This is a genomic window from Variovorax sp. Root434 (assembly GCF_001426595.1).
In the GTDB taxonomy this organism is placed as follows: domain Bacteria; phylum Pseudomonadota; class Gammaproteobacteria; order Burkholderiales; family Burkholderiaceae_C; genus Variovorax.
In genome coordinates this window covers 1-25,636 of the sequence record NZ_LMEK01000029.1, presented here as the reverse complement: position 1 = coordinate 25,636, position 25,636 = coordinate 1, and the positions used below count along the sequence as shown (strand labels likewise).

Sequence of the window (25,636 nt, the reverse complement as noted above, 5' to 3'; positions counted from 1 at the left end):
CGATGCTCGCCGCGCGACCCGAAGGCCGTGTGAAGGGCGCACGCCGCCTCGCTTCACACAGACTTCACACAGCGGGCGCGGGCGGCCGGCGACTTCAACGCGCCTTCCAACTGCCTTCTCGTGCGGTGCCGACAGTTGCGGCTGTGCAAGTTCGCACGGACAAGGACCCTCGCCATGGATGCCCAAACCACCCTACGTCCCGGCCGCTGGCTCTGGCTCGCCACCGTGAGCCTGGCGGCCGCGGGCTTCATCGCCATGGGCGCGCGCCCGGCGCATGCGCAGGAAGCGCCCGCCGGACCGCGCCTGAAGACCGAGAGCCCCTATTTCTTCGTGAAGAGCGACGACCCTTCGGTCGACCGCCTGCCCCTGAAGGGCACCGAGGTCTCGGTGAAGATCTCGGGCGTGATCGCCGACGTGACGGTCACGCAGACCTACCGCAACGAAGGCCAGCGCGCCATCGAGGCGAAATACGTGTTTCCCGGTTCGACCAAGGCCGCCGTGAGCGGCCTCAACGTGCGCCTGGCCGACCGGCTCATCACCGCGCAGATCCGCGAGAAGCAGCAGGCACAGATCGAGTACGACACGGCGAAGAAAGAAGGCAAGACCGCCGCGCTGCTCGAGCAGCACCTGCCCAACGTGTTCCAGATGAACGTCGCCAACATCCTGCCGGGCGATGACGTGAAGGTGGAGCTGCGCTACACCGAGCTGCTGGTGCCGCAGTCGGGCAACTACCAGTTCGTGTTCCCGACCGTGGTCGGGCCGCGCTACAACAGCCCGAAGTCGGAGAACGCGCAAGCCAAATGGGTCGCGCAACCGACGCTGGCCGCGGGCGTGGCGCCCAACACCGGCTTCAAGCTCAAGGCCAGCATCGATACGCCGATGGGCCTGAAGGAAATCCGCTCGGCCACGCACTCCATCGACGTGAAGAAGAGCGATGAAGACCAGCACGCCGACATCGTGCTCACGGCCGATGGCCGCCCCGCCGACAACCGCGACTTCGTGCTCGACTACCGCCTGGCGGGTGAAAAAATCGAATCGGGCCTGATGCTCTACAAGGGCCAGGGACAAAACTTGGATGGAAGCGCCGAGAACTTTTTCCTCGCCATGGTCGAGCCCCCCAAGGCCGTGGCCGCCAGCGCGATTTCGCCGCGCGACTACATCTTCGTGGTCGACATCTCGGGCTCGATGCACGGCTTTCCGCTCGACACCGCGAAGACGGTGCTCGAACGCCTGATCGGCGGCCTGCGGCCGAGCGACACCTTCAACGTGCTGCTGTTCTCGGGCAGCAACAGGATGCTGTCGCCGAAGTCGGTGCCGGCCACGCGCGCCAACATCGAGCAGGCGCTGGCCACCATCCAGAACTACAGCGGCAGCGGCAGCACCGAACTGATTCCGGCGCTCAAGCGCGTGTACGCTGAGCCGAAGGAAGAGAACGTGTCGCGCACGGTGGTGGTGGTGACCGACGGCTACGTGACGGTCGAGCGCGAAGCCTTCGAGCTGGTGCGCAACAACCTCTCGAAGGCCAATGTGTTCGCTTTCGGCATCGGCTCGTCGGTCAACCGCAGCCTGATGGAAGGCATTGCGCGCGCCGGCATGGGCGAGCCCTTCATCATCACCGACCCGGTGCAGGCGCCCGAGCAGGCCGCGCGCTTTCGTCGCATGGTCGAGTCGCCGGTGCTCACCAGCGTGAAGGCCACCTTCGGCGGGCTCGACGTGTACGACGTGGAGCCGCAGGCGCTGCCCGACGTGCTCGGCGAGCGCCCGGTGATCGTGTTCGGCAAGTGGCGCGGCGAAGCCAAGGGCCGCGTGATCATCGAAGGCCGCAGCGCCAACGGGCCCTACCGCCAGGAAGTGCGCATCGACGAGCGCACCCGCCAGGACTCGGCCGCGCTGCGCACGCTGTGGGCCCGCCATCGCATCCAGAGCCTGAGTGACCAGGAAACGCTGGAAGGCGGCGCGGCCTTCAAGGAGCGCATCACCGAACTCGGCCTGAAGTACAGCCTGCTCACGCAGTACACGAGCTTCATCGCCGTCGACAAGGTGGTGCGCAATGTGGCACCGCAGAACAGCGTGGACGTGAACCAGCCGCTGCCGATGCCGCAAGGCGTGAGCGACCTTGCGCTGGGCGCCGAGGTGCCGAGCACGCCCGAGCCCGAATCGCTGGGCGCCATCGCTGTCGTGCTGTCGATGCTGGCCATGCTGCGCCGCCGCGCGCGCCGCAACGACCCCCGCCGCTTTACCGCCTGATCCATCGAGAAAGAAAAAAATGTCTCTGGCAACGCTCGCCCACCGCCACCCGCGCATCGTGGACTGGGGCATCCACATCGACCGCACGCCGGCCGCAGGCTGGCTCGGGCTGCAGTTCGTCGCGCTGATGCCGACCTGGGCCTGGATGGCGCAGCGCATGCGCGACGGCTCCGACGATCCGATGGGGCTGCTGGCACTGGTCGCGCTTGCCGCCCTGGCCTGGAGCCGCCGGCGCGAACTGCGCGCCTCGCCGCGCCTGGGCTGGCTCGCGCTGGCGGGCGCGGGCACCGTGCTCGCGACGCTGCTGCGCACGGGGCTTGGCTTCATGCCCGCGCTGCCGCCGCTCGCGGCGGGGCTGGCGGCCGTGCTGTCGCTGGCGTGCGGGCTGCTCGCTTTCCTGCCGCGCCGCGTGGCTGCGCTGCCGGTGGCCGGCCTGTCGGTGCTCGCGCTGCCGCTGCTGTCGTCGCTGCAGTTCTATGCCGGCTATCCGCTGCGCGTGGTGACGGCCGAGGCCAGCCGCTGGCTGCTCGCGCCTGCCTTCGAGGTGGCGCGCGAAGGATCGAGCCTGGTGGTCGACGGCCGGCTCGTGGTCGTCGATGCGCCCTGCTCCGGCGTGCAGATGGTGTGGCTCGGCTACTTCACGGCCTGCGCGGTCGCGCTGTGGGCGTCGCGCAGCGACCGGGCCTTCATGCGGCGGCTGCCGATGGTCGGCCTCCTCGTGCTGGCCGGGAACATCGTGCGCAACAGCGTGCTGATCGCCTTCGAAGGCGCAGGCCATCCGCTCGCGCCCTGGGCGCACAACGCGCTGGGCCTGCTGGTGCTGGCCCTCGTGTGCGGCGCCATCGCCCGCCTCATGGTGCCGGCGCGACCCGTGCCCGAGCCGGCCGAACTGCCCATCCCGGGCCTGATCACCACCCACGGAGGCCGCCATGTCGACACCGTTCTTTGAGCGCTGGTTTGCGAACCATTTCATCAATCGCATCGGCCACAAGACGGCTTTCGCGCTGGCAATGCTGCTGTGCGTGCTGTGGTCGGCCGCCGCGGCGATGCGTGCCCCGGCCGAACCGGTCGCCGCCGCCGTGCCGCATGAATGGCCGAGTGAATGGGATGGTGTTCCGTTGCGCCCGCTGGCACTGAGCGATGTGGAACAGCGTTTTGCCGAGCGCTTCCCCGGCGCCATCGGCCGCATGACCGACGGCGCGCAGACGCTGGTGATGCGCGAGGTGACGCTGCCCACGCGCATGCTGCATCCGGCCGCGGACTGCTACCGTGCGCTGGGCTATCGCATCGAACAGGCGCGCCTGGAACGCGATGCGCAGGAACGGTTGTGGCGCTGTTTTGTTGCGCAACGGCACGGAGCGCAAAAAATCCGCGTTTGCGAGCGCATCGTCGATGCCCGGGGCACCGCTTTCACAGACACTTCAAGCTGGTACTGGGCAGCGGCCAGCGGCCTATCCCATGGGCCGTGGCAAGCAGTCACCGTGGCGAGACCGATCTGAGAACGTGCCTGTGAAGAAGACCCTGCGATTCGTGCTTTTCGGCCTGCTGGCCCTGGTCATTACGGCCTGCGTGGCTATCTTCCTGATAGCCAAGCTGGCGCTCGCTCCGGCTGCCGGCGAATGGAGCACCACGGTGAAGGCGGGGCCGCTGAGTTTCGAGATCGGCGTTCCGACGGCCGTGCGCGTGGCCACCTCGCCGTGGTTCGCGCCGCATCTCGACGGGCGTTCGCTGGACACCCGCTTCGGCACCGTGCGCTTCGCCTGGAAGCCGGCCGGCGAGCTGCTCGAAATGCAGTGCGCGCCCTGCAGCGCCGAAGTGCCGGCGCTCGGAACCCAGCCGATCAGGATCGAGCGCCTGCTCGCCACCGTGAAGCGCGACGGCAACACGCTGAACGGCACCTTCGAAGCCACGCCCCAGAGCACCGACACCACCCGGCTGCAGGGCCATTGGGACGGCAAGGTCACGCTGAAGAACCTGCAGCTCAATGCCAGCGTGCAGGATGCGCCCATCGAGCGCTGGTACGCGGTGCTGGTGCCCACACTGCCCGAGCTGCAGCGCGCACGCATCGGCGGCACGCTCGCGCTGCGCGGCCAGCTCGTGCTGCCCGAGGCCACCTTCGCCGTGCAGCCCGTCATCAGCCAGTTCACCGTCGAGGGGCTGGGCACCGAGGCCATGCTCAACGCGCGCACCAGTTGCGGACCGTCGGCCAGGCTCGCCAACGACAGCTGGCTGGCGCGCGCCGTCATCGCCGCCGAAGACCAGCGCTTCTTCACCCACAACGGCTACGACCTGACCGAGATCCTCGCGTCGATCGACAACAACCAGAAGCCCGGCCAGACCCGGCGCGGCGGCAGCACGATCACGCAGCAGCTGGCCAAGCTGCTGGTGACGGGCAGCGACCGCACCGCCGAGCGCAAGCTGCGCGAGCTGCTCTACGCGGTCGAGATGGAGCAGACGCTGGGCAAGGCCCGCATCCTGCAGCTGTACCTGGACAACGCGCCGTGGGGCGGCAACACCTGCGGCGCCGAGGCCGCAGCGCGCCGCTACTTCAAGCGCAGCGCGCGCACGCTCGAGCCGGCACAGGCGGTGTGGCTCGCCGCCATGCTGCACAAGCCGCAGGCCGTGCTCGAACAATGGCGGCAGGATGGCCACGTCGACGCCGACCGCATCAAGTGGATTGCCGAGGGTATCCGCGGGATCAGCCGGAACCAGCGCGAAGCGCTGCTCAAGGGCGTGGCCGCGGCGAAGTTCACGGCGCCGGAGGCCACGAAACAATGAACACCACACCCCTGGGCGTCCCGGATATCGAGGCCATCGAGCGCGCCACCATCGCGGCGGTGTCGCCCGACCTGACCGAGGAGCTCGACGGCTGGCTGCTGCCCTTTGCCAGCGGCACCGTGAAACGCGCGAGGTCGGCCGTGCCGCTGCACCGCAGCGAGGTCGACCACGGCACGCTCGACCGCATCGAGGACCGCTACGACAGCCGGCAGCTCGCCCCCGCGCTGCGGCTGGCCGACACGCCCTGCTTCGACGGCCTGCGCGCCGAACTGGAGCGGCGCCACTACATCGACGACAGCCCGACCTGCGTGCAGGCCGGCTCGGCGCAGCGCATGCGGCAGGTGGTCGCAGGCGGCGCGCTGGCCGACGTCGATCACGCGCCCGACGCCGCCTGGTCGGCGCTGTTCCTCGGTGAAGGCTTCGATCCGGTGGACGGGGCCCATCGCGTGCGGATGCTGTCGCGCGCCAAGGGCTCGCTCTACGCCAGCGTGCGCGAAGGCGGCCGCACGGTGGCGGCGGGCGCGATGGCGTTCGGGCACGGCTGGGCCAGCGTGCACGGCATGCGCACCGACCAGGCGCAGCGGGGGCGGGGCCTGGCGGCGCGCGTGCTGGCCGGGCTGGCGCAGGCCGCGTCGGCGCGCGGCTTCGAGCGGGTGTTCCTGCAGGTCGATGCGCACAACCATGCGGCGCTGTCGCTCTACCGCCGCGCCGGCTTCGAAACGCAGTGGAAATACTGCTACTGGCAGCGCCAGCAGTGGCCGTGACATTTCAAGCCGTCCGCTGAAAGGCCGCGGGTGGCGCGGTGGGCGCGTTAGTGCCACCATGGACGGATGACGAACGCCAACCACCACGCCAACCATCCCACCGATCCCGTCGCCACGCCGCGCGGCATCGACCACATCGTGGCCGGTGTTTCCACCAGCGACGGCGACGGCGTCAAGCTCACCCGCGTGCTGCAGCAGCCGCTGCAGAAGCGGCTCGACCCCTACCTGATGCTCGATGCCTTCGGCAGCGACAACCCGGGCGACTACATCGGCGGCTTTCCCAACCATCCGCACCGCGGCTTCGAGACCGTCACGTACATGATTGCCGGCCGCATGCGCCACCGCGACAGCGCCGGCCATGAAGGCCTGCTGGAGAACGGCGGCGTGCAGTGGATGACCGCCGGCCGCGGCCTCGTGCACAGCGAACTACCCGAGCAGGAAGAAGGCCTGATGGAGGGCTTTCAGCTGTGGCTCAACCTGCCGGCCAAGGACAAGATGCGCGAGCCCTGGTATCGCGACATCCAGAGCGAGGAGATCCCGGAGTTCACCACCACCGGCGGCGCGCACGTGCGCGTGATCGCGGGCGCGAGCCACGGCATCGAGGGTGCGGTGCGGCGCGAGCACACCGAGCCGCTGTACCTCGACATCACGCTGCCCCCGGGCGCGGAATTCGCGCAGCCGCTGCCTTACGACCACAACGCGCTGGTCTACGTGTTCCGCGAGTCCCTGTGGATCGCGGGCAGCGAAGTCCCGACGCGGCGCATGGCGATCCTGGCCAACGACGCAGGCAGCGACGGCGTGGTGCTGCGCGCCGGCGCGACCAACCACAGCCCCGCGCGTGCGCTGCTCATCGCCGGCAAGCCGCTGCACGAGCCCATCGCGCAGTACGGCCCCTTCGTGATGAACACGCAGGAGCAGGTCCAGCAGGCGGTGCACGACTTCCAGAACGGAAAGCTGGGCTGAGTCTGTAGTCGCCCACCTACCGAAAGTCGGCATCGGGCAGGGTTCCGGCCATCGCATGGGCACCCTAGATTGTGCTCATGCCCACCACGATCCGAAAAGGACAGGCGCCCGCCACGCTGCAACGCGCCCAGTTCCACGAACGCTTCATGCAGCCCTTCCAGGATCCGGCCTTCCAGGCCGAGGCCGACTCGCTGCGGCGCATCGAGATCATCGCCTGGGAAGCCTATGAGCAAGGCCGCAAGGCGCCCGTCACCCGCAGGGCGGGGCCCGGCTATGCGGACCCGGACTACGAACTGTCCGTCGACTGGCTCGAAGCCAAGGCCCGCATCGACGCGGCGCAGCTCGCCTGGGGCCTGCCGCAGACGCCTTCGCGCGTGCTGCTGGTGAACGGTTCGCCGCGCAACGACGGCACCTGCCCCGGCGAAGTCTCCAAGACATGGCGCCTGGCCGAACTCGCGCGCGAAGTGCTCGGCGGCAGCGGCATCGAGACCGACCTGCTCGACCTGAGCCTGCTCACCTCCGAGTACGGCCGGCAGATCCACCCCTGCAAGGGCTGCGTCTCCACCGCCATGCCGCTGTGCCATTGGCCCTGCAGCTGCTACCCCAACCATTCGCTGCGCCAGACCGGCGACTGGATGAACGAGATCTACGAACGCTGGGTGTCCGCGCACGGCGTGATCCTGCTCACGCCCACGCACTGGTACCAGGCGGCGAGCCCGCTGAAGCTCATGATCGACCGCCTCGTGTGCGCCGACGGCGGCAACCCGGACCCCACCAGCACGCACGGCAAGAAGCCCGAGGAGGCCAAGGCGCTCGAACTCGAAGGCTGGGGCTATCCCAAGCACCTCGACGGCCGCGTCTACGGCGTGGTGGTGCACGGCGACGTGGCAGGCGTGGAGAGCGTGCGCCGCAGCCTCGCCGACTGGCTCGACTGGATGGGCCTGGTCGACGCCGGCACGCAGGCGCTGCTCGATCGCTACATCGGCTACTACGAACCCTACGCCACCAGCCATGACGCCCTCGATGCCGATGCCGACGTGCAGGAAGAAGTGCGCAACGTGGCGCGCGCCGTCGCCCGGGCGGTCGGCGACCTGCGCGCCGGCAGGCTGCAGGTGCCCGACCGCGGGCTGAAGCGGCCGCGGCCCAAGTAAAAAGTCACGCCACAGGCCGCTTTCGCGTTCGCTGTACATCATTCTTTACGCAAGCTCACGCCGGCCTAACGGAGGCGATACAGAGCGCTTCCACACTTCGTCTCACCTGCTGCCCATCGGTGGCGGGCTTCTTCGAAAGGAAGCACTTCTCATGATTTCTCTTCGCCAACGCATCGTCTGGGCCAGCCTGCTGGGTTCGGCCGCCCTCGCCTCTTCGGGCGCCTTCGCTCAAGCGCCGGCCGCCTCCACCCCAGCCGCACCCACCGCCGCGGTGGCCCAGGCCGACAACGCCGCGGCGCCCAAGGCGCAGCACAAGCGCATGGACCCCGCCCAGCGCATGGAGCGCATGCAGGAGCGCCGCACCAAGCGTCTTGCCGCCCTGAAGGAAAAGCTCAAGCTCACCGCGGCCCAGGAAGGCGCATGGAGCACCTTCACCGCAGCGACGCAGCCGCCCGGCGGTCCGCGTCCGCACATGGACCGCGCCGAGTTCGCCAAGCTGACCACGCCGCAGCGCCTGGAGCGCATGGAGGCTCGCCGTGCCGAACGCAGCGCGATGTTCGCCAAGCGCGCCGAAGCCACGAAGACTTTCTACGCCGCGCTGACGCCCGAGCAGCAGAAGACCTTCGACGCCGAGACTGTGCACTTCGGTGGCCACCGGGGTGACCACGACGGTCACCGCGGCCATGAAGGCCAGCGCGGTGCGCCGGCACCTGCCAAGGGCTGATCCGCGCCCCGCTGCGCCGGTGACGGCGCCATCGAATGAAAGCCCGCAACGCGAAAGCGCTGCGGGCTTTTCTCATCGACGGGCGGGTTTTACTGCGGCGTGCCCGTCTTGTCCGTCGGATTGGTCACCACTTCGGGGCGTTCGCCCTTCTGGCCGAACTGCGGCTTGACCTTGCGCCCCGTCTGGCTGACCTCCGCGCGGGACATCTCGCCGGTCGGCTGCGGCATGGCGTTGGGCTGGTGGTTGACGGTGGTGGACGCCTCGCCCTTGGGCACCACGCTGTTGGCATTGTTGCGGTTTTGCGCACGGGCCTCGGCCTTCACGGCCTCGCGCGAGACGGGCATCGAGGCGTCGGGGCGCTGCGGCGGATTTGCGACGCCGGCAGGCGTCATGGTGCTGGCTTCGCCGCCCACCGACGGGTCGGGCTGGGCGGGCATGGACGTGGCTTGTGCCGACGCGATGCCGGCCATGCCCAACAACGCGGCGAGAACCGTGGCGTGAAAAGTAATTTGCTTCATGGATGTGCTCCTTGTGGCTTTGTGTCGGTGTCGAGGATGAAACGCGGGCTGCTTCCCGAGCCCTCGAAAATCACCGTAGGAGCGGCGAAATTCCCACCGTGTGGGGGTGCGGCAGGCCTGCCTGTAGGAGCCGGCCGCCCACGCGTGAAAGGGGGGCGGAAGGAGGTGGCGAGTTCCTACAGGCAGGAGGGGCGCGGCAACGTACAACTTGCACAACGATGTCCTCCTCTCCCATTCCAGACGCCGCGGCGTCCGCGCAGGCCTCGCCGACCTCGCTCAAGGTCATGACGGTGAACACCCACAAGGGCTTCACCGCGCTCAACCGCAAGTTCATCCTGCCCGAGCTGCGCGACGCCGTGCGCACCGTGGGCGCCGACGTGGTGTTCCTGCAGGAAGTGCTCGGCACCCATTCGCGCCATTCGCGCAGGGTGAGCAACTGGCCCGAGGCGCCGCACTACGAATTCCTGGCCGACACCATGTGGCCGCAGTTCGCCTACGGGCGCAACGCGGTGTACCCGAAAGGCCACCACGGCAATGCGCTGCTCTCGAAATTCCCGATCGTGCATTTCCGCAACCACGACGTGTCCGTGAGCGGCCCCGAGAAGCGCGGGCTGCTGCATTGCGTGCTGCGGCTGCCGGGCCGCGTCGTCGACGTGCACGCGGTCTGCGCCCACCTCGGCCTGGCCGAGGCGCACCGGCAGCAGCAGCTCGAGCTGCTCTGCCACATCGTGCGCGACGAGGTGCCGGCCGACGCGCCGCTGATCGTGGCGGGCGACTTCAACGACTGGCGCGGCCGTGCGCACGAGATCCTGGAAAAAGGCGCCGCGCTGCGCGAGGTGTTCGTGCATGCCAACGGCCGCGCGGCCAGGACCTTTCCCGCCCGCTTCCCCGTGCTGCCGCTGGACCGCATCTACGTGCGCAATGCCGGCGTGCACGCGCCCGTGGTGCTGCCGCGCCGGCCGTGGTCGCACCTGTCGGACCACGCCCCGCTGGTGGCGGACATCGACCTGTGAGCGCAGTGCGCGCGCGAGCCATGAGCAGCAGGAACAACAACAACCACTGGACCGGCGGCAACCGCATCGAGCTGCTGGAGAACGGCGAGCAGTTCTTTCCGCGCGTGTTCGACGCCATCCGCAAGGCACGGCGCGAGGTGATCGTCGAGACCTTCATCCTGTTCGAGGACAAGGTCGGCCTGCAGCTGCACGCCGCCATGCGCGAGGCGGCGCAGCGTGGCGTGAAGATCGACCTGATGATCGACGGCTTCGGTTCGCCGGATCTCTCGCGCGAGTTCATCGAGGGCCTGACCTCGGCCGGCGTGAAGGTGCGGGTGTTCGATCCGGGCCAGCGCTTCATGGGCCAGCGGCTGAACGTGTTCCGCCGCATGCACCGCAAGATCGTGGTGGTCGACGGCGAGCGCGCCTTCGTCGGCGGCATCAACTATTCGGCGGACCACCTGCTCGATTTCGGACCCAAAGCCAAGCAGGACTATGCGGTGGAACTCGCGGGCCCGATCGTGGGAGAGATCCACCAGTTCGTGTTGCGCGCCATCGCGCTCGGCGGCAAGGGCGCGGGCTGGTTCCGCCGCCGGCTGAAGCTGGCGCCGCCCGTGAACCAGCTCCGTGCCGGCGAGGCCGACGCAATGTTCGTCACGCGCGACAACCGGCGCCACACCAACGACATCGAGCGGCAGTACCGTGCGGCCATCCGCGCGGCGCGCAAGCGCATCGTGATCGCCAATGCGTACTTCTTTCCGGGCTATCTGCTCATCAAGGAACTGCGGCGCGCGGCGCGGCGCGGCGTGGACGTGCGGCTCGTCCTGCAGGGCGAGCCCGACATGCCGATCGTCAAGACCGCCGCGAGCATGCTCTACCACCACCTGCTGCATGCCGGCGTGCGCATCTACGAATACTGCGACCGTCCGCTGCATGGCAAGGTCGCGCTCATGGACGACAGGTGGAGCACCGTGGGGTCGAGCAACCTCGATCCGCTGAGCCTGTCGCTGAACCTCGAGGCCAACGTGATCGTGCGCGACGCGGCCTTCAACCACGTGCTGTGGGAGCGCATGGACCGGCTGATGCGGCACAGCTGCAAACAGGTGGAGGCGGCCGACCTCGCCAGCGAATGGAGCGGCTGGCGGCTGGTGCGCAGCTTCTTCGTCTTCCACATCCTGCGCTGGTACCCGGCCCTGCTGGGCCGCCTGCCGCGACACGCGCCGCGCCTGACGCCGGCCGAGGCCACCGATCTCGCGAGCCGGCGCGACAGCGGCCGCAGCGACCCGGCCGGCGGCGCCACCCGGACGGAAGCCGCCTGAGCGGAAGCGCCGCATCGAATCGATGAGCACCATGGCCCTCTCCCGCCACGGCTGGTGGCCCTGGATTCGCCGCGCGGCGACGTGGGGCTTCTTCGCGCTGATCGCGTGGCTGCTCGTGCGGCAGGCGCGCACCATCCACTGGGACGAGGTGTTCGACGCGATCCACTCGCTGCCTGCCGTCGCCCTGCTTGCGGCCGGTGCGCTGGCGGCCTGCAGCTTCGCGCTCTACAGCACCTACGACCTGCTGGGCCGGCACCTGACGCGGCATCGGCTCGGCACGGGCACGGTGATGGGCGTGACTTTCATCAGCTACGCCTTCAACCTCAACCTCGGGTCGCTGGTGGGCGGCGTGGCCTTCCGCTACCGGCTCTATTCGCGCCTGGGCCTCGGGAACGAGACCATCACGCGCGTGCTCGGCTTCAGCATGCTGACCAACTGGCTCGGCTACCTCGTGGTGGCCGGTGCGGCATTCCTTTTCTGGCCGATGACGCTGCCGCCCGGCTGGAAGATCGACCACGAGGACCTGCGCATGCTCGGCGCGGTGCTGCTGATGGTGGCCCTGGCCTACCTGGTGCTGTGCGCAGCGGCGAAGGGGCGCGTCTGGCGCGTGCGCGGCCATGCGTTCAGGACGCCGGGGCTGGCGATGGCACTGCTGCAGCTCGCCATGTCATGCACCAACTGGTCGCTGATTGGCGGCGTGATCTGGTTCCTGCTGCAGGGTCAGGTCGGCTATCCGCAGGTGCTCGCGGTGCTGCTGGTGGCGGCGGTGGCCGGCGTCGTCACGCACGTGCCGGCGGGGCTCGGCGTGCTCGAGGCGGTGTTCGTGGCGCTGCTGTCTCACGAGGTGCCGGAAGCCCAGCTGCTCGGCGCGCTGCTGGCCTATCGCGGCCTGTACTACCTGCTGCCGCTGATGGTGGCCGCGCTGGGCTATCTGGTGACGGAGGCGAGAGCGAAGCGGCTGGGAATGGCGGGGCGCTAGAAGCGATAGGCGTAGCGCAGCCGGACGAAGGTCTCGCCCGGGTTCGGTTTCTTGATGCCGCCATTCGAGAAGTGCTGCACGCGCAGCGACAGTTCATGCGCGCCGTGTTCGCCGAAGCTGCGTCCGATGCCCAGCACCTCCGTGAACTGGAAGGCGGTGCTGAAGCTGCGGTCGGGTGTCCTGTAGACGTGATCCATCACGCTGCCGCCGACGCCGCCTTCGGCAAACCAGGGCGAGTCGCCATGGTCGAAGCGGTAGCGCCAGGTGTAGACGGCGCCGATCTGCGTGTAGTTGCGCGGGCCGTTGCCGAGGGCGGGCGCATGCCAGTTGCTCAGGTACACATCCCAGTAGCCCGAGAGTGCGCCTTCGCGCACCGGCTGGCGCGGTGACCATGGGAAGGTCATGCCCACCGTGGCCGAATCGGCGCTGCCCATTTGCCCGTGCGGGGCGCGGCCTCCCTCAACGTACATGCCCGTTGCGCTGTCTTCGAATGCATGGGCCGCCGCGCCCGGAAGAGCCAAAAGGGCCGAAAGGGCCGTGAACAGGGCGGCCCGGAGAGGTGTGGCGACGCGAAATCTCATGATGCGGCCCGTGATGGAGTGACCTGAAACAGGAAGACGCCATCAATCTCAACCCTGTTCAGCATTCGCTCGGCACGTAATTTCCACATCGGGAAGTAGGACCCGATCAATAAAAATGCAGTGTCGGATTTGCTGCACTGCAGCATTTTCGGGCCGACGAAGCCTATAGTGACCCGACCTCCTCCAGCGCACTGCCCTCATGCCCTCCCTCACCTCCGCCGCCCGCCTGGCCAATCCGCTCGTGCAGTGGTTCGACCTGGCCTTCAAGACCCAGGAGATGCTGCTGTCGTCCGGCTCCGTGATCCGCATGCGCACCGAGCGCATCGCCAAGGCCGGGCTCACGCCCAGTGCGGCCGACCTCGCGGAATTCCAGCTCATGGGGCAGGAAAAGTTGGCGGCTGCAAGCGAGGCTGGCATCGCGATGGCGAAGCAGTGGCACAGCAGCCATTTCTCGCTCGCCAGCCGGGTGCTGCAGCAATGGGTCCAGGGCACGACGGCCTTCTTCTTGCTGGCGGGCAGCGTCACGCCGGCCCAGGCGGCCGCGCATGGCGATGCGTTCGTGCAATCGGCCGCAGGCACGGTCGATGCCGCGAGCCAGCTGCCGGAAATCGCGGCGCGCATCGCACGAGAGGGCCTGGAGCCGATCCACGCGGCGGCTACCTCCAACGCACGCCGGCTGGCCGAACTGGAATCCTGAGCAGACTCTTCAGGACTTCGCCGGCACCAGCGTCAGCAGCGTGATTTCGGAAGGCGCGCCAAAGCGCTTCGGCGGGCCCCAGTAGCCGGTGCCCCGGCTCACGTACACCCACATGTCCTGCAGGCGGTGCAGGCCGGCCGTGAAAGGCTGCTGCATCGGCACGAACAGGTTCCAGGGAAAGAACTGGCCGCCGTGCGTGTGGCCAGACAGCTGCAGCTGGTAGCCGGCCGCCGCAGCCAGTGGCGCGCTGCGCGGCTGGTGCGCGAGCAGCACGCGCGTGTGCACCAGCGGCGGCGCGTCGTGCAGCGCCAGGTGCGGATCGCTGGTGTGCGCCGCGTCGAAATGCCCAGCGGTAAAGTCGGTCACGCCAGCAAGTACCAGCGCGCTTTCGAACAGCTCTTCATCGGTCTGCGCACCGCGCACGTTGCGCGTCTGCAGCACCACGTGCTCGTTGAGCAGCACCTTCAGGCCGAGCCGGCGCAGCTCGTCGATCCAGGCATGCGCGCCCGCGTAATACTCGTGGTTGCCCGTGACCACGAAGGTGCCGTGGCGCGCACGCAGACCGGCCAGCGGCGCGATGTGCTCGCGCAGTTCCGGCACGGTGCCGTCGACCAGGTCGCCGGTGATCGCGATGGCGTCCGCGCCCAGGCGATTCACCGCGTCGACGATGCGCTGGATGTACGCGTTCCGGATCGTCGGTCCCACGTGGATGTCGCTGAGCTGCGCGATCGTGAAACCTTCGAGCGCCTGCGGCAGGCCGCGGATGGGCACCTCCACCCGCTTCACGCCGGCCGTGCGGCGCGCATTGAGGAAACCGATCGCCGACGTGGCCGTGGCCATCGCCAGCACGGCCAGCGCGCTCCATGGCTGCAGCACATTCCACTGCACCGGCACGCCGCCCAGCGCGCTTGCGAGCCAGGCGAGCAGCAGGCCAGCGTCGCGCAGCAGCGTGAGCACGAACATCGACGAGAACCAGCCCATGCCGATCAGGCCGATCCACTTGAGCACATCGCCCGTGGCGGCATCGCGTCCGGCGCGGCGCGACACGAAAGGCAGCGGAATCGTGACCGCCGACACCGCGAGCGCGAGCAGCGCCAGCGGCCACGCGGGCGTGAGCACGGCCAGCGCGGGCAGCAGGCGCAGCGCGATATAGACGTGCAACAGCGCGGTCAGGGCGCTCAGGGGGCGGATCGGCATCGGGGCAATGAAATCGGGCACTGCCCGGGACACCTCATCTGCAAGGCGCATGCCGCGCATTCAAGGCGCCGGGAAGCGCGGCGGTAGCTATTTTTTCTATAGCGCGATGCGCCCGGATAGCAGGCTTCATGGCTCGGCCGGGCCCGCAAGAACGGCACCGGTCCGCCGCGGTGCCGGCGCCCACTTTCGCCGCGCTACTGCACCGTGCGCGTGCCGGCCGAAGCCATGTCGGTGCCTGCCGGCCAGGTGAAGCTCGCCTTGGCCGGCGCGCCCTGCAGCACGTGCAGCTGCTGCTTCAGCACCTGGCTGCCAATGCGGGCCTCGACCTCATAGGTGCCCGGATCGAGGCGCGCCACCATGAACGGCCCGCCCGACACCACGTTGTCGAGCAGCGCGGTGCCGCTGCTGTCGCGCACCGTCACGTGCACGTTGGCCGCGAAGTCGGCGCCCTTGCTGTCCTTGACCGCGAATTCGAAGGTGGCGGGCCAGCGCGGCGACACCGTCTCCATCAGCTGGGCCTCGTCGCTGCCGATGCCGCCGCTCATGTATTCGACACCGTGCGCCATGTAGATCGGCGGGTTCACCGCCGCCTGGGCAGGCGAAAGCGCGCCGAGCACAACGGCGGCGCAGAACAGAGCGGCCGCCAGCGGCCGCATCGCGCGCGATGATGGAAAACGGGTGCTCATGGTCGGAATCCTTTCCTTGTCGTCGTGGCGAGAAGCCACGACGTCACTATGCGGTTCGCGGCTTAGGAAAGGCTGACCGGAAAAACACTCAACGGGCGGTGGACGTCTGCGCCAGCGCCTGCGGCAACGACGGCGCCACCGAGGCCATGTCGAAATTCGAGGGCCACACGAACGACGCACGCGCCGGCATGCCGGCAATCACCACCAGCGACTGTGTCAGTGTGAGGCCGCCCAGCGTCACGTTCACGTCATAGGCGCCCGGATTGAGGCGCGCGAGCATGTAGGGGCCTTGCGACTGCACGTCCATCACGACCTGGCCGGTGTATTTCTGGCGTATTTCAATGAGGGCCTTGGCGGGAAAGCCGGGCACCCCTGCACCCTTGCCGTCGCTCACGCCGAAATCGATGGTCGCGGCCCAGCGCGGCGACACCATTTCCATGAACGCGGCTTCGTCCTTGGCGGCGCCGCCGCACATGTACTCGATACCCTGCGCCACCTGGATGGGCGGGTTCGAGAACGCGTGGGCTGAAGTCACGGCCCCGAGGAATGCTGCTGTACCGCCCAATACCAGCGCGGCCAGGGGCCGGCGGAGACGCGTAGGGTTCATTGCTGTGTGGTCCTCGATCTTGCGTGACGTGAAATCCGTCGGGGATTTTGCTTAGCAAGAGTCGGGCTAGATATAGCGTTTACGAGGAACGATCTTCGGATTGGAGGTGAATGCTATTGTTTTCATAGCTGATGACGGCCTTGTGACGTGCATTGCCGGTACTTTTGCTGACAAACCTCAGGGAAACCCTGATGCGCCTTGGTCTGCGGCGTTTTCGGGACGGATTCCGCCGGCGGGCATGGCGCGCGCCTACAGCCGTGCATGGCGGTGCGAGCTAAGAACGGTTGAACGCAAACAAGGAGCTTCAGCCATGACACTCCAATCGACCATCGACGACTTCAGGAAAGTGGATGCCGCGCGCGCCGACTATCCCGGCGAGCACCTCGCCGTGCTGGGCGCCGGCGTCTTGCTGCTGCTGGCGGCGGGCCGCAGCCGCTCGTTCCTGACGCGCATCGCGGTCGGTGCGGCAGGCGGCGCCCTGATCGGGCGCGCGGCGAGCGGCACCGGCGGGATCGCCCGGTTGGCAGGCGCATTGCAGGCCGGGGGCTGGCCATGGCTGCGGCGCTGAGAGGACGGCCTGGCCGGTCCTTCGGGCCTTGGGGGCCGCCGCAGTATTGGGCGCCGTGCCTCGGGGTGGCACTCGTTGCGATGTGCCTGTTCTATGCAACCCTCCAGGGGCTGGTGCGTGAGAGCGCGGCACGCGCGCCGGTTCAGGCGAGCGTCCCGGCTGCGTTCGTCCAGCCGCCCGTGACGAGCGATCGCGAGGAAGCTGCGCCGCCTGCGAGGCCGGCTGCCCTCCCCGTCGCGTCTCTCGTTCCGCTGGAACGTGCCCCTGTCGAGCCTCCCCGCGTGGCAACGCCCACCGTCGAGGTGACCAAGTGCATCGGCCCGTCGGGCGAAGCCGAATATTCCGACGGCCCGTGCTCGAACGGCGGGCTCGCCACGACCTTGCGCCTGCAATGAGAAACGCCCGGGTGACCGGGCGTTCTCAGGCTCTTCAGCGGTGCGGCACGGGGCCGCGCGCGTCGGTGACGACCATCGTCACACGTCGATATTCGCCGCCCGCAGCGCGTTCTGCTCGATGAACTCCCGACGCGGCTCGACCTCGTCGCCCATCAGCATCGTGAACACGCGATCCGCTTCGATCGCGTCGTCGATCTGCACGCGCAGCAGGCGCCGCACGGTCGGGTCCATCGTGGTTTCCCACAGCTGCTCGGGGTTCATCTCGCCCAGGCCCTTGTAGCGCTGGCGCGAGGTGGCGCGCTCGGCTTCGCTGATCAGCCACTTCATGGCCTGGCGGAAGTCGTCGACCTTTTCTTCCTTGGCGCGTTCGCCTTCGCCGCGTTTCACCAGAGCGCCTTCGGGGCTCAGCAGGCCGCGGAAGGTGTTGGCGGCTTCGGCGAGCGCTGCGTAGTCGGCGCCGTGGACGAAGTCCTGCGTGAGCACGCTGCTCTTGATGTTGCCGTGGTGGCGGCGGCTGATGCGCAGCAGCGGCTTGTCGGTGCGGGCGTCGAACTCGCTGCTCACCTCGGCCGGCACGCCGGTCGTGTTGAGCTCGCGCAGCTTGGCCTGCAGCGCGACGGCCGAAGCCTCGGCGGCGGGCGTGGTGTCGAGGTCGAGCGCCACGCCGTCGGCAATCGCGCGCAGCGCCTCGGCGTCCATGAAGTTGCGCAGGCGCGCAATGACGGCCTCGGCCACCTGGTGCTTGCGCGCCAGCTCGCCCAGGGTGTCGCCGCTCAGCGTGGTGGAGTTCGCGCCGCCGGTCTGCAGGCTCGCGTCCTTCAATGCCACCTTGAGCAGGAATGCGTCCAGCGCGGGGCCGTCCTTCAGGTACTGCTCTTCCTTGCCGACCTTCACCTTGTACAGCGGCGGCTGCGCGATGTAGATGTGGCCGCGCTCGACCAGCTCGGGCATCTGCCGGTAGAAGAACGTGAGCAGCAGCGTGCGGATGTGGGCGCCGTCGACGTCGGCGTCGGTCATGATGATGATGCGGTGGTAGCGCAGCTTGGCGACGTTGAAGTCGTCCGCGCCGCCGCCCGCAGTGGTTGCGCCGGCACGGCCGATGCCGGTGCCCAGCGCGGTGATCATCGTGAGAATTTCGTTGCTGGTCAGCAGCTTCTCGTAGCGCGCTTTTTCCACGTTCAGGATCTTGCCGCGCAGCGGCAGGATGGCCTGGAACTTCCGGTCGCGGCCCTGCTTGGCGGAGCCGCCGGCGGAGTCACCCTCCACCAGGTAGACCTCGCACAGCGCCGGATCTTTTTCCTGGCAGTCGGCCAGCTTGCCGGGCAGGCCCATGCCGTCGAGCACGCCCTTGCGGCGCGTCATTTCGCGGGCCTTGCGGGCGGCCTCGCGGGCGCGGGCAGCCTCGACGATCTTGCCGCAGATGATCTTGGCGTCGTTCGGGCGTTCCTGCAGGTAGTCGGTCAGCAGCTTGCCGACGATGTCTTCCACCGGCGCGCGCACTTCGCTGGACACCAGCTTGTCCTTGGTCTGGCTCGAGAACTTGGGCTCGGGCACCTTCACGCTCAACACGCAGCACAGGCCTTCGCGCATGTCGTCGCCGGTGACTTCGACCTTGGCCTTCTTGGCGAACTCGTTCTCTTCGATGTACTTGTTGATGACGCGGGTCATCGCGGCGCGCAGACCCGTGAGGTGGGTGCCGCCGTCACGCTGCGGGATGTTGTTGGTGAAGCAGAGAACCTGCTCGTTGTAGCCGCTGTTCCACTGCATCGCCACTTCGACGCCGATGTGCGTGCCGGGGATGCCGCCGTAGGTGTCGGCCGGGCGTTCGCCCTCGGCGTAGAACGAGTTCGGGTGCAGGACGGTCTTGCCCTTGTTGATGAACTCCACGAAGCCGCGCACGCCGCCGGCGCCGGAGAAGTCGTCTTCCTTGCCGGTGCGCTCGTCCTTCAGGCGGATGCGCACGCCGTTGTTCAGGAAGCTCAGTTCGCGCAGGCGCTTGCTGAGGATTTCGTAGTGGAAGTCCGAGTTCTCCTTGAAGATCTCGGTGTCCGGCAGGAAGTGAACCTCGGTGCCGCGCTTGTCGGTGTCGCCGATGATCTTCATGGGCGAGACTTCGACGCCGTTCACCGTTTCGAGCAGGCGGTCCTGCACGAAGCCGCGGCTGAATTCGAGTTCGTGGATCTTGCCTTCACGGCGCACCACGAGGCGCAGCATCACGCTCAGCGCGTTCACGCAGCTCACGCCCACGCCGTGCAGGCCACCCGACACCTTGTAGCTGTTCTGGTTGAACTTGCCGCCGGCGTGCAGTTCGGTCAGCGCGATTTCGGCGGCCGAGCGCTTGGGCTCGTGCTTGTCGTCCATCTTCACGCCGGTGGGAATGCCACGGCCGTTGTCGGTGACGCTGATGGAGTTGTCGGTGTGGATCGTGACGACGATGTCGTCGCAGTAGCCGGCCAGCGCTTCGTCGATGGAGTTGTCGACGACTTCGAAAACCAGATGGTGCAGACCGGTGCCGTCGGAGGTGTCGCCGATGTACATGCCGGGGCGCTTGCGCACGGCCTCGAGGCCCTCGAGGATCGTGATGGAGCCCTCGCCGTAGCTGGCGTCGGGCGGCACGACCTGAACTTCAGGGGTGTAGACCGGCTCGGTGTGCGGCACTTCGGGCTTGTTTTCTTCAGCACTCATTCGGATATTCCTCTGTCTCTCACGGCATTCACGTGATTTTTCGGGCTCTCAAAAGCTCAATTCGCCGCCTCTTGAAAGCGCAAACCCGCGGAGGGCCGCGGGCTGTGTGCGCAAGGCGCTTCGGGGTCTGTCTGCTAGATACGCATCGGCATCACGACGTACTTGAAGGATGCGTTCTCGGGGATGGTCAGTAACGCCGAGCTGTTGGAGTCGGCAAGGTCGAGCTTGACCATGTCCTGGTCCATGTTCGACAGCGCGTCGATCAGGTAGGTGACGTTGAAGCCGATCTCGATGGCGTCGCCGCCGTAGTCGATGTCGAGTTCGTCCTGCGCTTCTTCCTGCTCGGCGTTGTTCGACGCGATGCGCAGCGTGCCGGGCTCGATGTTCAGGCGCACGCCCTTGAACTTCTCGCTCGTCAGGATGGCGGTGCGCTGCAGGCTGGCCAGCAGCGGCGCGCGGCCCAGCGTGACGCTGTTCTTGTGGTTCTTCGGGATCACGCGGTTGTAGTCGGGGAACTTGCCCTCGACCAGCTTGGTGACGAACTCCATGCCGCCAAAGCTGAACTTGGCCTGGTTGTTCGCGAACTGCATCTCGATGGCGCCCTCGGCGTCCGACAGCAGGCGCTGCATTTCGATCACGGTCTTGCGCGGAAGAATGACTTCCTGGCGCGGCACCTCGACGTCGAGCATGGCGGAAGAAAACGCCAGGCGGTGGCCGTCGGTGGCGACCAGGCTCAACTGCTTGCCTTCGGCCACGAACAGGATGCCGTTCAGGTAGTAGCGGATGTCGTGCACGGCCATCGCGAACGAAACCTGCGAGAGCAGGTCCTTCAGCGTCTTCTGCGGCACGCTGAACACAGGGCCGAAATTAGCGGCTTCCTGCACCAGCGGGAAGTCTTCGGCGGGCAGCGACTGCAGCGTGAAGCGGCTCTTTCCGCCCTTGAGCACCAGCTTGCTCGCGCTCGACTCGAGGCTCACGGTCTGGTCGGCCGGCATGGTGCGCAGAATGTCGATCAGCTTGCGCGCGCCGATGGTGGTGGTGAAGTTGCCTTCGTCGCCGCCGAGCTCGGCGGTGGTGCGGATCTGGATTTCGAGGTCGCTGGTGGTCAGCTGCAGCTGGCCACCGGTCTTGCGGATCAGCACGTTCGCCAGGATCGGCAAGGTGTGACGCCGCTCCACGATGCCCGCCACCGACTGCAGCGCGGCGAGGACTTTGTCTTGGTTTGCCTTCAAAACGATCATGTCTTCTTCCTCTTCTCTATCTCTTTGAATCAGCTTGTAAGGGCGCCATTCTCCGCTGTCGCGAGGGGCTTTCTTGATGACATTCGGCGGTCAGCCCTTGAGCGTCTGCTCGAGCACGTGAAGCTGCTGGTTGAGCTCGGTGAGCTGCTGGCGCTCGCCCGAGATCTTGCGCACCGCGTGCAGCACCGTCGTGTGATCGCGCCCACCGAACAGCTCGCCGATTTCGGGCAGGCTTTTCTGCGTAAGCTCCTTGGCCAGGTACATCGCGATCTGCCGCGGTCGCGCAATGCTGGCCGGGCGCTTCTTGCTGTACATGTCGGCGACCTTGATCTTGTAGTAGTCGGCGACCGTCTTCTGGATATTCTCGACCGAGATCTGACGGTTCTGGATCGACAGGAGGTCGCGCAGCGCCTCGCGCGCCAGAGCGATCGAGATTTCCTTCTGGTTGAAGCGCGAGTAGGCCAGGATCTTGCGCAGCGCGCCTTCGAGTTCGCGCACGTTGGAGCGCACGTTCTTGGCGACGAAGAAGGCCACTTCTTCCGGCATTTCGGCCGATTCGGCGCGCGCCTTGTTGATCAGGATGGCCACGCGCATTTCGAGTTCGGGCGGTTCGATGGCCACCGTGAGGCCCGAATCGAAGCGCGACACCAGGCGTTCGTGGATGTCGGCCAGGCCCTTCGGATAGGTGTCGCTGGTCATCACGATGTGCGACTTCTTGGCGAGCAGGGCCTCGAACGCATTGAAGAATTCTTCCTGCGTCCGGTCCTTGTTGGCGAAGAACTGCACATCGTCGATCAGCAACAGATCGAGCGAGTGATAGCGCTCCTTGAACTCATCGAAAGTCTTGCGCTGATAGGCTTTGACCACATCCGAGACGAACTGCTCGGCGTGGATGTAGAGAACTTTGGAGTCCGCCTTGTCGGCCAGCAGCCGGTTACCCACAGCGTGCATCAGGTGGGTCTTGCCCAGGCCGACGCCGCCGTAGATGAAAAGCGGGTTGTAAAGATGACCCGGCATGCCGGCCACGTGCATGGCCGCGGCGCGCGCCATGCGGTTGGCCGTGCCCTCGACCAGGGTGTCGAAGGTGAGACCGGAATTCAGCCTGTTCTTGAAGCCGGCGGCGGCCGGCTCCTCGCCCGGGCCGGCCACGTCGCGCGGCACGTCGGTTTCGGCCATGACGGCCACAGGTGCAGGACGGACGGTCGCTTCGCGAGGAGCAAGCGCTAACTCAATGGCGACCGGCTGGCCGTACATCTTCTCGGCCATGGCGGCGATCTTGCCGGCGTACTGGGCCCGGATCCAGTCGAGCTTGAAGCGGTTGGCGACGAACACCGTCATGCGCGAGAGGTCGTCGGCGACCTGCGCTGTCAGGGGCTTGATCCAGGTGTTGAACTGCTGCTCTGACAGCTCCTGCGCGAGTTGGTCGACGCAGGCCTGCCAGAGGCTTTCGCCGATGCCGTCAGTCGACATGGGCGCTTGAAAAAGTGATGAGACCCTCGGGCATTTTTTGGTATAGGTATTGTGGATATTCTCTGCTGGAAGGCGCCCGGCATTCTAACTTGTCAAAACCTTATCCACACGCCGCCGGGCCGATCGAAAGGCCCGCAAATCCACTCGAAGATTGTTCCGGCGGCCAATGTTTGCGATAATTGCGGGTTTCCCTGAAAACCTCTTGCGTCTTTCGGGGACCATCCGAAACACGCTCCCCCGGCGGCCCGCAGGTACTTCATGCTTTTTGTGCGAAGAACCGGCGCGAACAGGGAAATAGGAAATCACCATGAAACGCACTTATCAAGCATCCAAAGTCCGCCGCGCCCGTACCCACGGCTTCCTGGTCCGCATGAAGACTCGCGGCGGCCGCGCCGTCATCAACGCACGCCGCGCCAAGGGCCGCAAGCGCCTGGCCGTCTGACGGCAGCCCACCTGCCGTTGCCAGCAGCCGACACGTCAGCGCAGGCTTCCACAGCCAGCGCTTCTGGCGTATCCGGTCCGGCTTCCATGCAGCGGCTCAAGACCCGCGCGCAATTCCAGGCCGTCCTCGCAGGTGCCACCGTGGCGCGCACTGCTCATTTCGCATTGCATCGCTGTGCGCTCGATCTCGCATCGGGCGCACCGCCGTTGTTCGCGTCCGACGATGTCTGGCTGGGCGCCATGGTGCCCAAGCGCTGGGCGCGTCGCGCGGTCACGCGCAACGCCATCAAGCGCCAGATCTATACGGTGAGCGCCGCACCCGGTGTCGGCTTGCCACGTGCTGCGCACGTGGTGCGGCTGCGCGCCGGTTTCGACCGCAAGGAATTCGTGAGCGCCACTTCGGACAAGCTCAAGGCAGCGGTGCGCGCCGAGCTCCAGCAGCTGCTGGCGCGGGCGGCGCGTTCTTCCGCGCCCGCTTCGGCGCCTCCGCCCGCTTCCTCCTCGTCATGAAACGCCTGCTGATCGGCCTTGTGAAGGGCTACCGCCTGCTGCTGAGCCCCTGGCTCGGCCAGTCGTGCCGCTTCACGCCGACCTGCTCGGTGTATTCGATCGAGGCGCTGGAAGTGCATGGCGCGCTCAAGGGCAGCTACCTCACTCTGCACCGCATCGCGCGCTGCCAGCCATGGTGCGATGGCGGGCACGATCCGGTTCCACCGAAATCACAGCGTCGCACTGACAAGTCAGGCTCGCTGTTTTCGTCTCTTCTCTCCTCCGACAAGAAGTCTTCGTCATGAACGATATACGCCGCACGATCCTGTGGGTGATTTTTGGGTTCTCGCTGGTGCTGCTGTGGGACCAATGGCAGGTCTTCAACGGCAACAAGCCGACCTTCCTGCCGTCGAGCAAGCCGGCCGCGGTGGCCTCCGCCCCTGCTGCTGGCAGCACACCCGCTGCCAGCAACGGCGTGCCGGCTGCATCTTCGTCGGGCGCGAGCGGCGGCAGCGCCGGTGCCGTGCCCACGCAAGCCGCTGCAGCCGCGCCGCGCGAGCAGGTCAGCGTGACCACCGACCTGTTCAAGGCCACGATCGACAGCGAAGGCGGCACGGTCAACCACCTCGAGCTGCTGAAGTACGACGAAGCCGACCGCACCAAGCGCGTCGTGCTGTTCGAAAACGGCTCGCCGGCCACGCGCTATGTGGCGCAGACCGGTCTGCTGAACCCGGTCGACTCGGGTGAGCGCTTTCCCAACCACCTGACGCCGATGACGCCGAAGGCCGGCCCGCGTGAAATGGCCGATGGCCAGAATACGCTGGAAGTGGGCTTCGAAAGCGCCCCCGTCGGCGGCCTGAAGTACGTCAAGACCTACGTGTTCCACCGCGGCGACTACGCCATCGGCGTGCGCCACGAGGTGGTCAACGTGAGCGACCAGCCGCGCGACGCCCAGCTCTACATGCAGCTGCTGCGCCACGGCACCGTGGCCGCCGGCACGATGTTCGGCACCAACACCTTCACCGGCCCGGCCGCGTACACCAACGAGAAGAAGTTCCACAAGCTCGACTTCAAGGACATCGCCAAGGGCAAGATCGAACCGCCCCCGCCGGCCAACGACGGCTGGATCGCGATGGTGCAGCACTACTTCGCGTCGGCCTGGCTGCTCAAGGGCGATCCGGCCAGCGAACAGCTGCGCCGCGAATTCCGCGTGAAGGACCTGGGCGACAACCTCTTCACCGTCGCCATGGTGGCCACGCTGCCGAAGATCGCGCCGGGCGCCACGCAGGTCGTGAACAGCGCGCTGTTCGCCGGCCCCGAAGAAGAAAAGAAGCTCGAAGCCATCGCCCCGGGCCTGGACCTGGTGAAGGACTACGGCATCTTCGCGATCATCTCCAAGCCGCTGTACTGGCTGCTCACGCAACTGCACGGCATCCTGGGCAACTGGGGCTGGGCGATCGTGGCGCTCGTGGTGCTGCTGAAGGCGGCCTTCTACTGGCTCAACGCCAAGGCCTACGCCAGCATGGCCAAGATGAAGGCCATCAACCCGAAGATCATGGAAATGCGCGAGCGGCTGAAGGACAAGCCGCAAGAAATGCAGCAGGAAATGATGCGGATCTACAAGACCGAGAAGGTCAATCCGATGGGCGGCTGCTTCCCCATCGTGATCCAAATCCCGGTGTTCATCGCGCTCTACTGGGTGCTGCTGTCGTCGGTCGAAATGCGCCACGCCCCGTGGATCGGCTGGATCACCGACCTGTCGGCACCGGACCCCTGGTACATCCTGCCGATCGTGATGACGGCCACCTCGCTGTTCCAGACCTGGCTCAACCCGACGCCGCCCGATCCGATGCAGGCCAAGCTGATGTGGATCATGCCGCTCGCGTTCAGCGTGATGTTCATCTTCTTCCCGGCCGGCCTGGTGCTGTACTGGATCACGAACAACACGCTGTCGATCGCGCAGCAGTGGTTCATCAACAAGCGGCTCGGTGTGCTCGGCGCCAAAAAGTAGCCGCACGACGCCCCAGTCATCCCCCGAAAGGGCCGCGAAACAGTCTGTGTAAATAGTCGGCGTTGAGTCTGCCTTGAATGCCCTTCAGACGTTGGTCTGGAGGGCATTTTTCATTGGAGAGCGATCAATGGGA

At 67.1% G+C, this 25,636-nt stretch carries 25 protein-coding genes; 17 read left to right on the top strand and 8 right to left on the bottom strand.

Annotated features, from left to right (window positions below; genetic code table 11):
* The first annotated feature begins 174 nt into the window (after nucleotides 1-174).
* From ASD05_RS28555 to ASD05_RS28520, 8 genes are all read left to right on the top strand, one after another.
* Nucleotides 175-2,247 (top strand): VIT and vWA domain-containing protein, encoded by a 2,073-nt coding sequence (locus ASD05_RS28555; protein ID WP_056600019.1) that lies wholly within the window; start codon nucleotides 175-177, stop codon nucleotides 2,245-2,247.
* Between the two features lie 19 nt (nucleotides 2,248-2,266).
* Complete coding sequence (xrtQ, locus tag ASD05_RS28550; protein ID WP_056600017.1) at nucleotides 2,267-3,196, top strand: exosortase Q; 930 nt, start codon at nucleotides 2,267-2,269, stop codon at nucleotides 3,194-3,196.
* A complete protein-coding gene (locus ASD05_RS28545; protein ID WP_056600014.1) occupies nucleotides 3,177-3,746 on the top strand; it encodes a hypothetical protein in 570 nt (189 codons plus the stop codon). The genes xrtQ and ASD05_RS28545 overlap by 20 nt, the downstream gene beginning before the upstream one ends.
* Nucleotides 3,747-3,756: 10 nt before the next feature.
* Nucleotides 3,757-5,025 (top strand): biosynthetic peptidoglycan transglycosylase, encoded by a 1,269-nt coding sequence (locus ASD05_RS28540; RefSeq protein WP_056600011.1) that lies wholly within the window; start codon nucleotides 3,757-3,759, stop codon nucleotides 5,023-5,025.
* Nucleotides 5,022-5,789, top strand: a complete 768-nt coding sequence (locus ASD05_RS28535; protein ID WP_056600008.1) for a GNAT family N-acetyltransferase — start codon at nucleotides 5,022-5,024, stop codon at nucleotides 5,787-5,789. The genes ASD05_RS28540 and ASD05_RS28535 overlap by 4 nt, the downstream gene beginning before the upstream one ends.
* 66 nt (nucleotides 5,790-5,855) lie before the next feature.
* Entirely contained in the window at nucleotides 5,856-6,752 is an 897-nt protein-coding gene (locus ASD05_RS28530; RefSeq protein WP_056600005.1) for a pirin family protein, read from the top strand.
* Nucleotides 6,753-6,829: 77 nt separating this feature from the next.
* Complete coding sequence (locus tag ASD05_RS28525) at nucleotides 6,830-7,903, top strand: flavodoxin family protein (protein WP_056600003.1); 1,074 nt, start codon at nucleotides 6,830-6,832, stop codon at nucleotides 7,901-7,903.
* A 151-nt stretch (nucleotides 7,904-8,054) separates the two neighbouring features.
* Nucleotides 8,055-8,627 carry a Spy/CpxP family protein refolding chaperone gene (locus ASD05_RS28520; protein ID WP_056600000.1) on the top strand — a complete coding sequence of 191 codons (573 nt, stop codon included), beginning with the start codon at nucleotides 8,055-8,057 and terminating at the stop codon, nucleotides 8,625-8,627.
* Nucleotides 8,628-8,716: 89 nt separating this feature from the next.
* On the opposite strand, the gene ASD05_RS28515 is transcribed toward ASD05_RS28520, so the two are convergent.
* On the bottom strand, nucleotides 8,717-9,145 hold the full coding sequence (locus ASD05_RS28515) for a hypothetical protein (protein ID WP_056599997.1): 429 nt from the start codon (nucleotides 9,143-9,145) through the stop codon (nucleotides 8,717-8,719).
* A gap of 218 nt (nucleotides 9,146-9,363) precedes the next feature.
* On the opposite strand from ASD05_RS28515, the gene ASD05_RS28510 reads away from it, so the two are divergent.
* From ASD05_RS28510 to ASD05_RS28500, 3 genes are read left to right on the top strand one after another with little or no spacing between them, the layout of a single operon-like run.
* On the top strand, nucleotides 9,364-10,158 hold the full coding sequence (locus ASD05_RS28510) for an endonuclease/exonuclease/phosphatase family protein (protein WP_056599994.1): 795 nt from the start codon (nucleotides 9,364-9,366) through the stop codon (nucleotides 10,156-10,158).
* 20 nt (nucleotides 10,159-10,178) lie between these two features.
* Nucleotides 10,179-11,456 carry a cardiolipin synthase ClsB gene (gene clsB, locus ASD05_RS28505; RefSeq protein WP_056599991.1) on the top strand — a complete coding sequence of 426 codons (1,278 nt, stop codon included), beginning with the start codon at nucleotides 10,179-10,181 and terminating at the stop codon, nucleotides 11,454-11,456.
* A gap of 22 nt (nucleotides 11,457-11,478) precedes the next feature.
* Nucleotides 11,479-12,435 (top strand): lysylphosphatidylglycerol synthase domain-containing protein, encoded by a 957-nt coding sequence (locus ASD05_RS28500; protein ID WP_056599988.1) that lies wholly within the window; start codon nucleotides 11,479-11,481, stop codon nucleotides 12,433-12,435.
* Here ASD05_RS28500 and ASD05_RS28495 read toward each other — a convergent pair.
* Nucleotides 12,432-12,869, bottom strand: a complete 438-nt coding sequence (locus ASD05_RS28495; protein ID WP_235508140.1) for an acyloxyacyl hydrolase — start codon at nucleotides 12,867-12,869, stop codon at nucleotides 12,432-12,434. The two genes, ASD05_RS28500 and ASD05_RS28495, sit on opposite strands and share 4 nt — an antisense overlap.
* Nucleotides 12,870-13,215: 346 nt before the next feature.
* Between ASD05_RS28495 and ASD05_RS28490 the strand changes: the two genes are divergently transcribed.
* Complete coding sequence (locus tag ASD05_RS28490) at nucleotides 13,216-13,713, top strand: polyhydroxyalkanoate granule-associated phasin (protein WP_056599983.1); 498 nt, start codon at nucleotides 13,216-13,218, stop codon at nucleotides 13,711-13,713.
* Between the two features lie 9 nt (nucleotides 13,714-13,722).
* On the opposite strand, the gene ASD05_RS28485 is transcribed toward ASD05_RS28490, so the two are convergent.
* The 3 genes from ASD05_RS28485 to ASD05_RS28475 form a co-directional block, all read right to left on the bottom strand.
* A complete protein-coding gene (locus ASD05_RS28485; protein WP_056599979.1) occupies nucleotides 13,723-14,970 on the bottom strand; it encodes a metallophosphoesterase in 1,248 nt (415 codons plus the stop codon).
* Between the two features lie 134 nt (nucleotides 14,971-15,104).
* Complete coding sequence (locus tag ASD05_RS28480) at nucleotides 15,105-15,596, bottom strand: hypothetical protein (protein WP_056599976.1); 492 nt, start codon at nucleotides 15,594-15,596, stop codon at nucleotides 15,105-15,107.
* A gap of 88 nt (nucleotides 15,597-15,684) precedes the next feature.
* On the bottom strand, nucleotides 15,685-16,203 hold the full coding sequence (locus ASD05_RS28475) for a carboxypeptidase regulatory-like domain-containing protein (protein ID WP_056599973.1): 519 nt from the start codon (nucleotides 16,201-16,203) through the stop codon (nucleotides 15,685-15,687).
* A 310-nt stretch (nucleotides 16,204-16,513) separates the two neighbouring features.
* Here ASD05_RS28475 and ASD05_RS28470 point away from each other — a divergent pair, with 310 nt between their 5' ends.
* Nucleotides 16,514-16,771 (top strand): hypothetical protein, encoded by a 258-nt coding sequence (locus tag ASD05_RS28470; RefSeq protein ID WP_056599970.1) that lies wholly within the window; start codon nucleotides 16,514-16,516, stop codon nucleotides 16,769-16,771.
* Between the two features lie 473 nt (nucleotides 16,772-17,244).
* On the opposite strand, the gene gyrB is transcribed toward ASD05_RS28470, so the two are convergent.
* From gyrB to dnaA, 3 genes are all read right to left on the bottom strand, one after another.
* Nucleotides 17,245-19,851 (bottom strand): DNA topoisomerase (ATP-hydrolyzing) subunit B, encoded by a 2,607-nt coding sequence (gyrB, locus tag ASD05_RS28460; protein ID WP_056599962.1) that lies wholly within the window; start codon nucleotides 19,849-19,851, stop codon nucleotides 17,245-17,247.
* Nucleotides 19,852-19,985: 134 nt separating this feature from the next.
* Nucleotides 19,986-21,092, bottom strand: a complete 1,107-nt coding sequence (dnaN, locus tag ASD05_RS28455; protein ID WP_056599958.1) for a DNA polymerase III subunit beta — start codon at nucleotides 21,090-21,092, stop codon at nucleotides 19,986-19,988.
* Between the two features lie 90 nt (nucleotides 21,093-21,182).
* Entirely contained in the window at nucleotides 21,183-22,562 is a 1,380-nt protein-coding gene (dnaA, locus tag ASD05_RS28450) for a chromosomal replication initiator protein DnaA (RefSeq protein WP_056599955.1), read from the bottom strand.
* Nucleotides 22,563-22,869: 307 nt separating this feature from the next.
* Here dnaA and rpmH point away from each other — a divergent pair, with 307 nt between their 5' ends.
* The 4 genes from rpmH (at nucleotide 22,870) to yidC (ending at nucleotide 25,503) form a co-directional block, all read left to right on the top strand.
* Entirely contained in the window at nucleotides 22,870-23,004 is a 135-nt protein-coding gene (rpmH, locus tag ASD05_RS28445) for a 50S ribosomal protein L34 (RefSeq protein ID WP_007834827.1), read from the top strand.
* An 86-nt stretch (nucleotides 23,005-23,090) separates the two neighbouring features.
* Nucleotides 23,091-23,513, top strand: coding sequence for a ribonuclease P protein component (locus ASD05_RS28440; RefSeq protein WP_056599951.1), 423 nt, complete (start codon nucleotides 23,091-23,093; stop codon nucleotides 23,511-23,513).
* Nucleotides 23,510-23,797 (top strand): membrane protein insertion efficiency factor YidD, encoded by a 288-nt coding sequence (yidD, locus tag ASD05_RS28435; RefSeq protein WP_007834832.1) that lies wholly within the window; start codon nucleotides 23,510-23,512, stop codon nucleotides 23,795-23,797. Before ASD05_RS28440 ends, yidD begins: the two co-directional genes overlap by 4 nt.
* Entirely contained in the window at nucleotides 23,794-25,503 is a 1,710-nt protein-coding gene (gene yidC / locus ASD05_RS28430; RefSeq protein WP_056599948.1) for a membrane protein insertase YidC, read from the top strand. Before yidD ends, yidC begins: the two co-directional genes overlap by 4 nt.
* Nucleotides 25,504-25,636: the final 133 nt, after the last annotated feature.